Source organism: Kitasatospora sp. NPDC002551 (assembly GCF_040296005.1).
GTDB lineage: Bacteria > Actinomycetota > Actinomycetes > Streptomycetales > Streptomycetaceae > Kitasatospora.
This window is the reverse complement of the sequence record NZ_JBEOWI010000031.1, coordinates 49,936-62,335: the sequence shown is the minus strand read 5'-3', so window position 1 is coordinate 62,335 and position 12,400 is coordinate 49,936. Positions and strand designations below refer to the sequence as shown.

Here is a 12,400-nt window from a genome sequence, read left to right as displayed (position 1 = left end):
CGCCGGGTGCGCGGGGGACTGCGCCGCCCGGTCCTCCCACGCGGGTGTGCGAACGGCGTCGCCGGGGCAGCCGCCCTCTGGACCCGCAGGGCGCCGGTGGCGAGCGCCTCCCGCGCCGGTCCCGTTCGTTCTCCAGTCCCGTTCGATGGCGGAGGTCGCCGCATGCCCCACCGATTCCCGGAGCGCGTCGCGAGGCCGCGGCGCTACCTGATGTGCCGGCCCACGTACTTCACCGTCGACTACGCGATCAACCCCTGGATGGACCCGACGCGGCCGACCGACACCGCGCTCGCCGTCCGCCAGTGGGAGCGGCTGCGCGCGCTGTACGCGGAGCTCGGCCACACCGTGGAGCTGATCGATCCGGTGCCCGGGCTGCCGGACATGGTCTATACCGCCAACGGGGCGACGGTGCTCGGCGGCCGGGCGCTGGTCGCGACCTTCCGCCACCCCGAGCGGGCCGCCGAGTCGGACGCCCACCAGGCCTGGTTCCGGGCCGGCGGCTACCGGGAGGTGCGGCGGGCCGCGCACGTCAACGAGGGCGAGGGCGACCACCTGGTGGTCGGCCGCCGGGTGCTCGCGGGCACCGGCTTCCGCACCGACCCGGCCGCGCACGTCGAGGCCCGGGAGGTGTTCGGCGTCCAGGTGCTCAGCCTGACCCTGGTGGACCCGCGCTTCTACCACCTGGACACCGCGCTGGCCGTGCTCGCCGACGACCAGGTCATGTACTACCCGGAGGCGTTCACCCCGGACAGTCAGGCCCTGCTGCGCAGCCTCTACCCGGAGGCCATCCTCGCCGAGCGGGAGGACGCCGAGGCGTTCGGCCTCAACGCCGTCTCCGACGGCCGCCGGGTGCTGCTCCCGGAGGCCGCGAAGTCCCTGGCCGCCCGCCTGGCCGACGCCGGCTACGAACCGGTCCCGGTGGACGTCTCCGAACTCCTCAAGGGCGGCGGCGGCCCCAAGTGCTGCACCCTGGAACTCCGCCCGGCCTGAGCCCGGCGAGCGGGCAGCGGGCGGCGGGGCTCAGCCGGCGTCGGTGACCAGGACGACCTCCAGGGTGCGGGGGCCGTGGACGCCCTCGACGCGGGTGAGTTCGATGTCGCTGGTGGCCGAGGGGCCGGAGATCCAGGTCTGCGGGCGGGTGGGGTCGAGGCGGGGGAGGGCGAGCGGGACGGAGGCGACCAGCTGGTCGGGGGCCAGGACCACGCAGACGTGGTGGTCGGGGACGAGCGTGAGCAGGCGGCGGCCCTGGGCCGGGCCGGCGTCCAGGACGAGGGTGCCGGTCTCGGCGATCGCCAGGGCGCAGCCGGTGAGCACGCTGTCGACGGTGTCCAGGCGGGCGGCGCTGAGCGGTCCTTCGGGGCCGTCGTCCGGCAGTGGCCGGGCGTGGGCGATGGCGAGCCACTCGGGCGGCAGACCGGGCGGCACGGCCACGGTGCGGGCGCCGCGGGCCTCGTACAGGGCGGCGAGCAGCAGGGGCAGCCGGTCGGGGGTGCAGCGGTGGACCAGGGCGCGGTAGTCGGCGAGGTTGCGGTGCAGCAGGTCGAGCAGTGCGGCGGGGTCGTCGGCGGGGACGTGGCTGCGCAGGTAGTCGCGCGGCACGGGCGCCTCGTCCGGGAGCGGGGCGTCGCCGCCGGTGCGCAGCGCGGCACGGATCCGGGCGAGCACCAGGTCGCGCGAGCCGGTGGGCGGGGCCGGGCTCGGGTTCGGGGGCGTGTTCATCCGCGGTTCCTCCGCCACCAGTCGCGGAACGGTTCCGCCGGGACGGCCGGCAGGTCGCGGGTGTCGGTCCAGGCCCGGCCGGGGCCGGGGAGGCGGCGCGGGTGGAGCCGGCGGGTGCGGGCGGCGGCCCGTTCGGCGGCCCGCAGCAGGGCGGGGCGGTCGAGCACGTACGTGGCGGCGGCCATCGCGGCGCGCTCCAGCCGGTGGCCGCGCTGCCCGGCGACCCGTTCGCGCAGGTGGACCAGCACCTCGGGGATGTCGATGGCCACCGGGCAGACCTCGTAACAGGCCCCGCAGAGCGTCGAGGCGTACGGCAGCGAGGCGTCCAGCGGGCTGTCGGTGCCGCGCAGTTGGGGAGTGAGGACGGCGCCGATCGGGCCCGGGTAGACCGAGCCGTAGGCGTGGCCGCCGGCCCGCTCGTACACGGGGCAGACGTTGAGGCAGGCCGAGCAGCGGATGCAGCGCAGCGTCTGGCGGCCGACCCGGTCGGCGAGCGCGTCGGTGCGGCCGTTGTCGAGCAGGACGAGGTGGAACTCCTCGGGCCCGTCGCCGCCCGGGCCGTCGGCGTGGGTGCCGGTCCAGAGCGAGGTGTAGGGGTTCATCCGCTCGGCGGTGGCGGAGCGGGGCAGCAGTTGCAGGAAGACCTCCAGGTCCTGCCAGGTGGGCAGGACCTTCTCGATGCCGACCACCGAGATCAGGGTGCGGGGGAGGGTGAGGCACATCCGTCCGTTGCCCTCGGACTCGACGACCACCAGGGTGCCGGTCTCGGCGATCATGAAGTTGGCGCCGGAGACGGCGACTTCGGCCCGCAGGAACTTCTCCCGCAGGTGCAGCCGGGCCGCCTCGGCGAGTTCGGCGGGCGCGTCGGTCAGTCCGTCGGGGGCCGGGCGGCCCCAGTCGGCCATCCGCCGGGCGAAGATCTCCCGGATCTCGCCGCGGTTGCGGTGGATCGCCGGGACGAGCAGGTGGGAGGGCCGGTCGTCGCCCAACTGGACGATCAGCTCGGCGAGATCGGTCTCGTAGGCGTGGATGCCGGCCTCGGCCAGCGCCTCGTTGAGCCCGATCTCCTGGGTGGCCATGGACTTGACCTTGACCACCTCGCGGGCGCCGGCGGCCCGGACCAGGGCGGTGACGATCCGGTTGGCCTCGGCGGCGTCGGCGGCCCAGTGCACGGTGCCGCCGGCGGCGGTCACCTGACGCTCCAACCGGACGAGGTGGTGGTCCAGTCGGCTCAGGGTGCGGTCCTTGACGGCCTTCGCGGCGGCGCGCAGCCCGGCCCAGTCGGAGAGCTCGGCGACGGCGCGGGCGCGCTTGTCCCGGATGGTGCGGGTGGCGCGCCGCAGGTTGGCGCGCAGCCGCTCGTCGCGTACGGCGCGGGCGGCGGCCTGCGGGAAGGTTGTTCCGGGGGAGACGCCCGGCGGGAAGGCGGGCATGCCGAGGAAGGTCCCGCTCACGGCGCCGCCCGCCAGGGTGCGGCCTCGGTGCTGGCGAGGATCTCGGCGAGGTGGAGCGGGCGCAGCCGCGCGCCCTGGCGGCGCAGCGTGCCGCCGAGGTGCAGCAGGCAGGAGTTGTCGCCGCCGCACAGCACCTCGGCGCCGGTGGCCAGGGCGTTCGCGGTCTTGTCGGCGGCCATCGCGGCGGAGACCGCCGGGTTCTTGACGGCGAAGGTGCCGCCGAAGCCGCAGCACTCCTCGGCTTCGGGCAGTTCGAGCAGCTCCAGCCCGCGCACGGCGCGCAGCAGCCGCAGCGGGCGGTCGCCGAGGCCGAGCAGTCGCAGGCCGTGGCAGGAGGGGTGGTAGGTGACCCGGTGCGGGAACCACGCCCCGACGTCCTCGACGCCCAGCACGTCGGTGAGGAACTCGGCCAGCTCGTACACCCGGGGCGTCAACTCGGCGACGGCGGCGGGGAGTCGGCCGCCGGCGCGGGCGGCGATCCGGGGGTGGGCGTCGCGCACCATGGCCACGCAGGAGCCGGAGGGCGCGACCACGTGCTCGTACCCGGCGAAGGCCCGGACGGTGCGGCGCACCAGCGGTTCGCAGGCCTTCGGGTACCCGCTGTTGTACTGCGGCTGGCCGCAACAGCTCTGCGCGGGCGGGAAATCGACGTCGACGCCGAGGCGCTCCAGCAGCCGGACGGTGGCGATCGCGGTGGACGGCAGCAGCGCGTCGTTGACGCAGGTGGCGAACAACGCGACGCGCAACGGTCCTCCCGTGCCCTCGGTCCGGTTTCGAGCCGGATGCTACTGGAAATCACCGCCCGATGCGCGCACGCTGGGAACAGGGAATTCCACGTCGCCACGCGGTCCGAAGGACGACGGAACGGAACCGGGCCGTCACTCCCCGAACCGCGAGCGTGCATTTCAGAGGTGACACCATGACCAGGGCAATAGCCCGAGAGGTCGCCCGGCCGATCAGCCGGGTCACCCCGGACGACTTAAACCAGGAATCCGCCGCCAAGGAATTCGAACAGTATCTCGCGGAATTCGGTGCGGCCCAGGTGGCCGAGTTGCGTGGCCGCCGCCGGTATCCCGACGACCTCGTGGCCCTGGTGCCGCAGGGCGGCGGTGAGCTGGTCGAGGATTTCAAGCGCGACCTGCTGGAGGGTCTCCTCCATCGCGTCCGGCCGGAGCTCGTCCAGCTCACGGTCGATGTCCACCCCGGCAGCCAGGTGGTGGCGGCGCCCTACGACAACAGCTGGCAGACCGGCCTCGGGCTCCCGCTGTCACGGCTCGACGGGCACATGACGCTGCTCGGGGGCGACACCTTCTCGGGCGCCGGCTTCAGCTTCTTCGTCCGCGCCAGTACGAGGGCGGCGATCGTCGTCACCCCCCAGGGGACGTACGAGCACTCCTTCGTCGACCTCCAGACCGATCCCAATCTGCAGACCCGGGGCGGAGCGGGGGCGATCGTCTACCGGAACATGGTGCAGAGCGCCAAGACCGAGATCACCCTGTGGAACCGCGTCGGCATGACCCCGGGCTCCGGGGAAACGGTGAACCTGGCGATCTCCGACCTCACCGGAATCTCGGGTGGGCCCTTCCCCGGAAGCCGGCTCTTCCCGGTCGTCTTCGACATCGACCAGGGGGACGTCTGCGAAGTGTGGATCTATCTGTGGAACGCCTGCTCCGGCACCGAGGGCAAGCCGTTCCTGTGCAGCCAGTCCGGCAAGGTGCCGCTGGTGACCGTCGACGCCGAACCGCCGTTCGTCCCGCCGCACTGAGCGGCGTGCCGCGCGGGCGGGGGACGAACGGCGGTTCCGCGGGGGCCTACCGGCGTCAGGCGTCCTGGCCGAGCCAGAGGTCCGGGCCGAACACCTCGTAGTGGATGTCGGCGGCCGGGACGCCCGCCGCCAGGAGCTGGCCCCGGGCGGCGCGCAGGAAGGGCAGCGGGCCGCACAGGTAGGCGGTGGTGCCCGCCGGGATCTCGACCGAGGCCAGGTCGACCAGGCCGGTGCGGTCGGCAGGCCAGTCGCCGAGCGGCCGCTCGTAGAAGACGTGGGTGGTGGCGTTCGGCAGCTTGGCGGTCAGCTGGGTGAGGTCGGCGCGGAAGGCGTGCGACAACTGGTCGCGGTCGCCGTGCACGGTGACGACCCGGCGGGTGGAGCCGGTGGCGGCGAGGTGGGCCAGCATCGCGGTCATCGGCGTGTTGCCGATGCCGGCCGAGGCGAGCAGCACCGGACCGTCGCCCTCGGCGAGCGCGACGTCGCCGAACGGCGGGGTGATGTCCAGGGTGTCGCCGGCCCGCAGGGTCTCGTGCAGGTGGTTGGAGACCTCGCCGACGGGGCCGCCGGCGAGGTCCGCGACGGCGCGCTTCACGCTGAACTGGAGCGCGCCGTCCGGGGCGCCGGAGAGGCTGTACTGGCGGATCTGCCGGGCGCCGTCCGGGAGTTCGGCGCGCACCGAGACGTACTGGCCGGGCCTGGCGGCCGGCAGCGGCTTGCCGTCGGCCGGGCGGACCAGGTAGGTGGTGACGTCGTCGGTCTCCTGGTAGCGGGCGATCACGGTGTAGGGGCGCCACAGGTCGGCCGGGTCCAGGCTCTGGGCCGCGGCGGTCTCCTCGCGCAGCCGGTCCTCGATGGCGATCAGCGCGTTGGCCATCAGCCAGTAGACCTCGTCCCAGGCGGCGGCGACCTCGGGGGTGACGGCCTCGCCGAGCACCTCGACGATGGCGGCGAACAGGTGCTCGTGGACGATCCGGTACTGGTCGTTGTTGATGCCGACCGAGACGTGCTTGTGGGCGATGCGGGCGAGCAGCGCGTCCGGACGGCTGTCCGGGGCGGCGATCAGCGCGGTGGCGAAGGCGGCTATCGAGCCCGCGAGCGCCTGCCGCTGGGTGCCGTTGGCCTGGTTGCCCCGGTTGAACAGGTCGGTCAGCAGCTCCGGGTGAGCGGCGAACATCTTCCGGTAGAAGAGCGGCGTGATGTCGCCGATCGCACCGCCCACGACGGGCAGGGTGGCTTCGACGACCTCGGCGGACTTGGCGGACAGCATCGCTGGCACTCCTGAATTGGTATCTGAGAGTCGTATTTTCGGCCGTGCGGATGCGCGGACCGGCGTGGGAGGTGGCGTGGTGCGACGGTGGGGCCGTGCGCGGGGTGGTGCGGTGGTGCGTCGGGGTGTGCCGGAGCGCGTCAGCCGGTGGGGCCGGCGACGGGTTCGGGAATCGGGGCGAGACCCGGTCTCAGGGTGAGGTCGAACAGGACGGGGCCGGTCGGCGTGGTCACCAGACCGCCGATCGAGAGCGGGTCGAGCGTGGCGAAGAACGCCTCCTGCGCGGTGCGCAGTGCCCCGCGCAGCCGGCAGGCCGACCGCAGCGGGCACGGCGGTTCGTCCTCGCAGCCGACCACGTCGCCCACCCCCTCCAGTTCGCGCAGCAGGACTCCGAGCGAGCCGTCGCGTCCGAGCGGGGTGAGGGACAGGCCCCCGCCCCGGCCGCGCCGCGCCTCCACCATGCCAAGGTGCTGCATCCGGCTGACCACCTTGGCGGCGTGGGTGTACGGCACGCCGACCGCCTCGGCCACCTCGCGGGTGGTCGGGTTGGCCCCCTCGTCGAGGACGGCCAGCCGCATGGCGATGCGGAGGGCGATGTCGGTGCTCTTGGTCAGCCTCACGTTCGAAAGGCTAGCGAATGCGACTCCAGGACTCCAATTTCCTGCACGCGCCACGGTGCGGAGCCGAACCGTTACCCGGCGGCGGTTCCCGGAGGCTGTCCGTCCCGAAGGTCAACTGCTTTACTGGCCAAGCTCGTTCGCCGACCAGCGGGCGGGGGAATGGGGGAAACATGGACAGTGGCACTCAGCCGCCACCTCCGCCACAGGGACCACCGACGTATCCGCCGCCGCGACCGCCCGCCCCGCCGCCGGGGTATCCGCCGGCCCGGCCGATCCCGCTCGGCCCGGTCCGGCCCGCGCCGCAGGCCACGCCGACGCACCCCGGCCCGTCCATCGCCGCGCACGCCGTGCCGCCGCCGCTCACGGGCCCGCCGCCCGACGCCTCGCCGTCGGCCGCCGCACCGCCGTCCGCCGCCTCGCCGTCCGCCGCCGGCGTGCCGCCCGCCGGGCCGCCTCCGGCCTCGACCGCCGTGCCGGCGACGCCCGAGAACCTGCGCCACCAGGCCGGCCCCGTCCCCGGCGATGCCACCCGCTACCTGTGCGCCGCCGCCTGGCTGGACCGCCGCTTCCGCGCGAAGGTGGTCGAGGAACTCGTCGAGCAGTCCTTCCGCATCCCCGCCCCCTCGCCCGGCACCGACCTGGTCCGGGTCCTGCACGAGGCGCTCACCGCCCGCCGCTGGGAGGCCTGGAGCGGCGCGCTCTGCCTGCTCGTCCTCGTCCTCGGCTCCCCGGTCTTCGGGGTGCCCAGCGCGGTCCTGGCCGTCACGCTGGTCGTCCTGCTGGGGATCTTCCGCGGCGCCGGCACCGATCGGATGGACCACCGCCTCGGGCTGGAGGTCGAGCGGCTGGACGTCGGCCGGCCGGTCGCGCGCGGCAAGCCGTGGACCCCGGCCGCCGGCCTGTTCCGCCGGACCGTGGCGGCGGCCCTCGCGCTGGTGGCCGCCCGCCTGGTCCTCTACGGCTACTACGAGTTCAGGTTCTGGCGCGACTACGGGGAGAACACCCTCCTGTCGGACCTCGACAGCTGGAGCCACTGGCTCCTCGACCCCGAGTTCTTCTGGAGAGTGCTGCGCGAGGAAGCCGCCACCACCGCCCTGGCGCTCGTGCCGCTGTGGCTGGTCCTCGCGGGGCTCCGCTACCGGATCCGCCGCCGCCTGGAGGCCTTCGCCGACCCGGAACCCGGCGCCGTCCCGCCGCCGGAGCCCAGGGGCGCGAAGGCGTCCTGGCTGTACGAGCGGCTGGGCGAGCAGCAGAGCGGACCGGAACTGCTCTACCGGCGGGAGGCGCCGCTGGTCGGCCTCGGCGCGGCCGGACGCACCTGGCGGATGACCTTCGAACTGCGCCCCTCCGCCGACCGGGCCGCCCGGGGCCGCGGCGCCGACCCGATCGACGCCGCCGTCCTCTACCACGCCGTCACCGCCCGGGTGCGCGCGCTCGCGCAGGACCAGGGCTACCCGGAGGACCCCCTGCGCGGACTCACCGTCACCGACCGGGTGTTCCGGCCCAGTCTGCGGCACGACGACCCGCGCGGCTGGCTCGGTGCGATGTCCGGCCGGGCCGGCGGACACGTCCTGCTCGAACCCGCCTGGGCGGACCTGCTGAGCCGTACCGGGCACGAGCGGCTGCGCCACTACCTGGCGATCCGGGTCGGCTCCTGGCACGAGGAGGTGGTGGTCACCGTCCTGGTGCGCATCACCACCCGGGGCGGGCTGCTCTACGTGGAGTGGCTGCCCTACGCGCTGGGGCCGGTGGCGCCGGCCTACCACGTGGTCGACCTGCTCGGTCACCGCACCGACCTCGAACACGGGCTGAACGCGCTCGGCTGGTCCGCGCGCTCCCTGATCGGCGACCTCGGGATCGCGGTGGGCCAGCTCCGCGAGGTCCGGGAGTCGCGCCGCCGCGCCGCCCGGCTCTCCGCCCGCTACCGCCACCTGGTCCGGGCCGGGTACGCGGTCGACTACGCGCCCCGGCTGAGCGTGCGCGAACTCGGGGCGTCGGACGAGTTCCAGAACATCTTCCAGGCGCACGACGTGCAGCGCTTCCTCAACACCGTCACCCAGCGGGTGTTCAGCGCGGTCGGCGACGAACTGCGGACGCGCGGCTACGACAGCGCCGCCTTCGAGAAGCAGGCCCAGAACATCACCAACGTGAACAACGGCGGTGTCCAGGTGATCGGCTCCGACGTGCGCGGACCGGTCGCCGGAGGCGCCGGATCCAACGTCAACCTAGCGGACGGACAGGGGACATGACGCGACAGCCGGACGCGGCGCCGGGCGGCAACCGCAACGAGGGCGGCATCCAGGTGGTCGGCTCCACCGTGCACGGCCCGGTGGCCGGCGGCCAGGGCGCGACGGTGTCGATCGGCGCGGGCGCCGCCGGGGCCGCCGTGCCGGCCGGCCCCGAGGGACTGCGCACGGCGGCCGAGGCGCTGCGCGCCGCGCTCGCCCGGCTGCGCGCCGAACAGCCGGGCGCCGTACCGGAGGAGGACGCCGAGGACGCCGACGCCGCGCTCGCCGGCATCCTCGACGAGACCGCCCTCGACGAACCCCGCGAGGGGCCGCTGCGCCGCCGGGTCCGCACGGTGGCCGACGCGCTGCGCACGGTCGCGGTGCTCACCGCGGCGGTGAGCGGTCTGGAGGCAGCCTTCGCGGCGCTGTTCGGGCAGATCTGAGGCCCCGACCGGCCGTCCCTCCGCGCGCTGTGGTTACCATGCGCACCAAGGCGTTCCGCCCGCGGGGTCGACGCGGGAACGCCGCCGGCGGGGCCTGCACGGAGCGGCGACGGGGAAGCGGGAGGGGCGGGATGGCGCGCACTGACGGGGTACCGGGAGAGCGGCCGGGCGGGGGCGGCCGGACGGGGCTCGAACTGCGGATGGACGTCCCGCACTCGGCGCGGGTGTACGACTACCTCATCGGCGGCAAGACCAACTTCGAGCCGGACCGCACCGCCGCGCACGCCGCGGTGCGGGCCTGGCCCGCCCTGCCGACCTCGATGCGGACCACCCGCGGCTTCATGGAGCGGGTGGTCCGCCACCTCGCCGAGGAGCACGGTGTGCGGCAGTTCCTGGACATCGGCGCGGGCATCCCCTCCTCGCCGAACGTGCACGAGATCGCCCAGGAGGTGGCGCCGCGGTCGCGGGTGGTGTACGTCGACAACGACCCGATCGTGCTGACCCACGCCCGCGCGCTGATGTCCAGCCGGCCCGAGGGCCGCACCTCCTACCTGGAGGCCGACCTGCGCGACGTCGACGCGATCCTGGACGCGCCGCAGCTGCGCGAGGCGCTGGACCTCGCGCGGCCGGTGGCGCTCTCGCTGATCGCGATCGTGCACCTGGTCCTCGACGAGGACGACCCGCAGGGCGTCGTCCGCCGTCTGATGGACCGGCTGGCGCCGGGCAGCTTCCTCGCCCTGACCGTCTTCACCGGCGACACCGACCCGGTCGGCGTCGGCGGCGTGGGCCGTGAGTACAACACCCGCGGCATCCCGCTGCAGATCCGCGACCGGGCCGAGACGCTCGCCTTCTTCGACGGCTACGAGCTGCTGGACCCGGGCGTCACCCTGGTCCACCACTGGCACCCACGGCCCGGCGCGCCGTCGGTCCGCGACCAGGACATCGCGATGTACGGCGGCGTGGCCGTCAAGCGCTGACGGGCGTACGCCGCTTCTTCCAGCGGGCCCGGTGGAAGATCGGGTCGACCGCGACGACGCAGAGCGCGTGCATGGGGTACTCCGTGTACCTGGGCTCGAAGAAGCCGACCAGGTCCCCGACGAGGCTCTCGCCGTGCCGGTGGACGCGGGGGTCCCGTGCGACGGCTTCCCCGGCGGCGGTGAGCGAGTCCCCCATCCGGAACAGGAGTTCGGCGCGGGCGGTGATGACGGTCGTCCCGGCGTGCCGGGCGAAGCGGGCGGGGCGGTGCTCGGCCCGGTGGCGGACCTCGTCGGGCCGGTCGGCGGAGCGCGGCGCGGGGGCGGTCACCGTCAGGGGCGAGGAGGTCCGGCGCATCCCGCGCCGCAGCGCCGGCCAGTCGGAGGGCCGCAGTCCGGTGTCCGTACGGGCCAGCAGCAGGGGCGTCGGCCAGGTGTCGGCACAGCCGCCGGACATCGGCCGGGCCCCCGGTGGGACCGGGATGTGCACCGCGCTGTGCGGGCTCGCGGCGGCGACGCGGAACAGGGCGCCGAGGCGCAGCAGGTCGGCGCGGCTCGCGCGGAGGTGGCCGACCTGCTGATCCGGCGGGTGGAGGAAGGTGTTGCGGAGCATCGGACCGGTGTCCAGGATCCGGCCGAGCCGTGATCCGGCGCGGGCCACCGGATGGCTCGTCACCCGCAGCCGCATTCGCCCGTCGCCGTTCTCCATGGGCCGAGTACAGCACGCGTGCCCGGGGCGGTCCAGCCGCTTTGCCGTGCCGGCCGGGGTGCCGGTTCAGGTTGTGCGGGGCTCGCCGGTGATTTCGGTCATGACCTCGTCGTAGCGCTGGAAGAAGCGGGGGCCCGGTTCGGCGGCGTCGTGGTCGGCGCGGCGCAGCAGGCGCCAGCAGTCGGCGGTGAGCGCCCGGGCCTCGGCGCCGGGCCAGGGGTGGGGGAGGAGCTCGGGCGGCAGCAGCGGGTCCGGCGCGGTGGCGCGGGTGAACTCGGCGGCCAGTTCGACCGCGATCGCGAGCCGCTCGATCCGGGTGGGCGCGGCGCCGGGGGCGGTGGCGGACAGCCGGGCGAGGCGGTCGGCGGCGAGGACGGCGAGGCGGCGGTGGCCCTCGGCGAGGTCGTCCAGCGGCCAGAGCCGGCGGGCCAGGGCGAGCGGGTCGTCCTCGCCGGCGATGCGCAGGTCGGTGCTGGTGAGCAGGGTGACGCAGTCCCGGACGCCGAGGTGGTCGACCTCGGCCCCGACGTAGGGCTCCCAGGCGTTGGCGCTGACGTAGAGCCCGCCCTGGAGGGCCGCGCCGCCGAGCCGGACCAGGGCTTCGCGCAGGGCGTCGCGGGCGGCGCGGGCGGATTCGGGGACGGCGAAGGCGACGAGGTGCCAGCGGCCGTCCCAGGGCGCGAGCCCGGCGTCCTGGGCGTACATGTGGCGGACGAACCCGACCTCGGGCTCGGCGGAGCGGCGGGCCCGGTCGGTCTCGCGCAGCACGGCGCGCCGGCCGCGGCCCTCCTGGACGAGCAGGCCGTCGGCGGCCATCCGCTTGACGCACAGACGCACCTGCTGGTCGGTCATGCCGAGGGCGCCCGCGACCCCGTACAGCTCACCGGCGTCGACGGTGCCGTCCGCCCGGACCATGCCCTCGACCAGGGTCCGGGTGGGCACCTCGGCCCGCGCCTCCTCGGCCATCGCCGCCGCTCCTCACACCCCGTGCGTGCCACCCGCCGCGTCGCGGATCTCCTCCCGATGAGTGTAGTACGGGCAGAACTATCGATGTATCGACGATCGTTTCACACGTGAATGCCGATGTCCGGAAGGTTCGAACAGGGACCAACTGACCGGAATTGAACGCTTGGCAACAATCCCGCTCATCTCCTGACGCTTCGTCAATCCTGCTTCTACGCTTCGGGCGATCCGGCGGTCCCCCGGCTCGCACCGCGG

At 74.6% G+C, this 12,400-nt stretch carries 12 protein-coding genes; 5 read left to right on the top strand and 7 right to left on the bottom strand.

Annotated features, from left to right (window positions below):
• Positions 1-162 precede the first annotated feature (162 nt).
• Complete coding sequence (gene ddaH, locus ABT093_RS24735) at positions 163-990, top strand: dimethylargininase (protein ID WP_350568088.1); 828 nt, start codon at positions 163-165, stop codon at positions 988-990.
• Between the two features lie 30 nt (positions 991-1,020).
• Here ddaH and ABT093_RS24730 read toward each other — a convergent pair whose 3' ends face one another.
• From ABT093_RS24730 to ABT093_RS24720, 3 genes are read right to left on the bottom strand one after another with little or no spacing between them, the layout of a single operon-like run.
• Positions 1,021-1,719 carry a LutC/YkgG family protein gene (locus tag ABT093_RS24730; protein ID WP_350568085.1) on the bottom strand — a complete coding sequence of 233 codons (699 nt, stop codon included), beginning with the start codon at positions 1,717-1,719 and terminating at the stop codon, positions 1,021-1,023.
• Positions 1,716-3,173 carry a lactate utilization protein B gene (locus ABT093_RS24725; RefSeq protein WP_350568082.1) on the bottom strand — a complete coding sequence of 486 codons (1,458 nt, stop codon included), beginning with the start codon at positions 3,171-3,173 and terminating at the stop codon, positions 1,716-1,718. Before ABT093_RS24725 ends, ABT093_RS24730 begins: the two co-directional genes overlap by 4 nt.
• The gene (locus tag ABT093_RS24720) at positions 3,170-3,919 is read right to left on the bottom strand and encodes a (Fe-S)-binding protein (RefSeq protein ID WP_350568079.1); all 750 of its coding nucleotides are present in this window, start codon (positions 3,917-3,919) and stop codon (positions 3,170-3,172) included. The genes ABT093_RS24725 and ABT093_RS24720 overlap by 4 nt, the downstream gene beginning before the upstream one ends.
• 173 nt (positions 3,920-4,092) lie before the next feature.
• On the opposite strand from ABT093_RS24720, the gene ABT093_RS24715 reads away from it, so the two are divergent.
• Entirely contained in the window at positions 4,093-4,938 is an 846-nt protein-coding gene (locus ABT093_RS24715; RefSeq protein WP_350568077.1) for a hypothetical protein, read from the top strand.
• Between the two features lie 55 nt (positions 4,939-4,993).
• Here the strand turns inward: ABT093_RS24715 and ABT093_RS24710 are convergent, their stop codons facing one another.
• Together ABT093_RS24710 and ABT093_RS24705 are read right to left on the bottom strand one after the other, a co-directional pair.
• On the bottom strand, positions 4,994-6,208 hold the full coding sequence (locus ABT093_RS24710; RefSeq protein ID WP_350568074.1) for a globin domain-containing protein: 1,215 nt from the start codon (positions 6,206-6,208) through the stop codon (positions 4,994-4,996).
• A gap of 140 nt (positions 6,209-6,348) precedes the next feature.
• A complete protein-coding gene (locus ABT093_RS24705) occupies positions 6,349-6,828 on the bottom strand; it encodes an RrF2 family transcriptional regulator (RefSeq protein ID WP_350568072.1) in 480 nt (159 codons plus the stop codon).
• Between the two features lie 347 nt (positions 6,829-7,175).
• On the opposite strand from ABT093_RS24705, the gene ABT093_RS24700 reads away from it, so the two are divergent.
• From ABT093_RS24700 to ABT093_RS24690, 3 genes are all read left to right on the top strand, one after another.
• A complete protein-coding gene (locus ABT093_RS24700; RefSeq protein WP_350568070.1) occupies positions 7,176-9,077 on the top strand; it encodes an AbeC-like domain-containing protein in 1,902 nt (633 codons plus the stop codon).
• On the top strand, positions 9,074-9,499 hold the full coding sequence (locus tag ABT093_RS24695) for a hypothetical protein (protein WP_350568067.1): 426 nt from the start codon (positions 9,074-9,076) through the stop codon (positions 9,497-9,499). The genes ABT093_RS24700 and ABT093_RS24695 overlap by 4 nt, the downstream gene beginning before the upstream one ends.
• A 200-nt stretch (positions 9,500-9,699) precedes the next feature.
• Positions 9,700-10,476 (top strand): SAM-dependent methyltransferase, encoded by a 777-nt coding sequence (locus ABT093_RS24690; protein WP_350568198.1) that lies wholly within the window; start codon positions 9,700-9,702, stop codon positions 10,474-10,476.
• On the opposite strand, the gene ABT093_RS24685 is transcribed toward ABT093_RS24690, so the two are convergent.
• A complete protein-coding gene (locus tag ABT093_RS24685) occupies positions 10,466-11,182 on the bottom strand; it encodes a hypothetical protein (RefSeq protein WP_350568064.1) in 717 nt (238 codons plus the stop codon). The two genes, ABT093_RS24690 and ABT093_RS24685, sit on opposite strands and share 11 nt — an antisense overlap.
• 66 nt (positions 11,183-11,248) lie before the next feature.
• Complete coding sequence (locus tag ABT093_RS24680) at positions 11,249-12,148, bottom strand: PaaX family transcriptional regulator C-terminal domain-containing protein (protein ID WP_350568061.1); 900 nt, start codon at positions 12,146-12,148, stop codon at positions 11,249-11,251.
• Positions 12,149-12,400 lie beyond the last annotated feature (252 nt).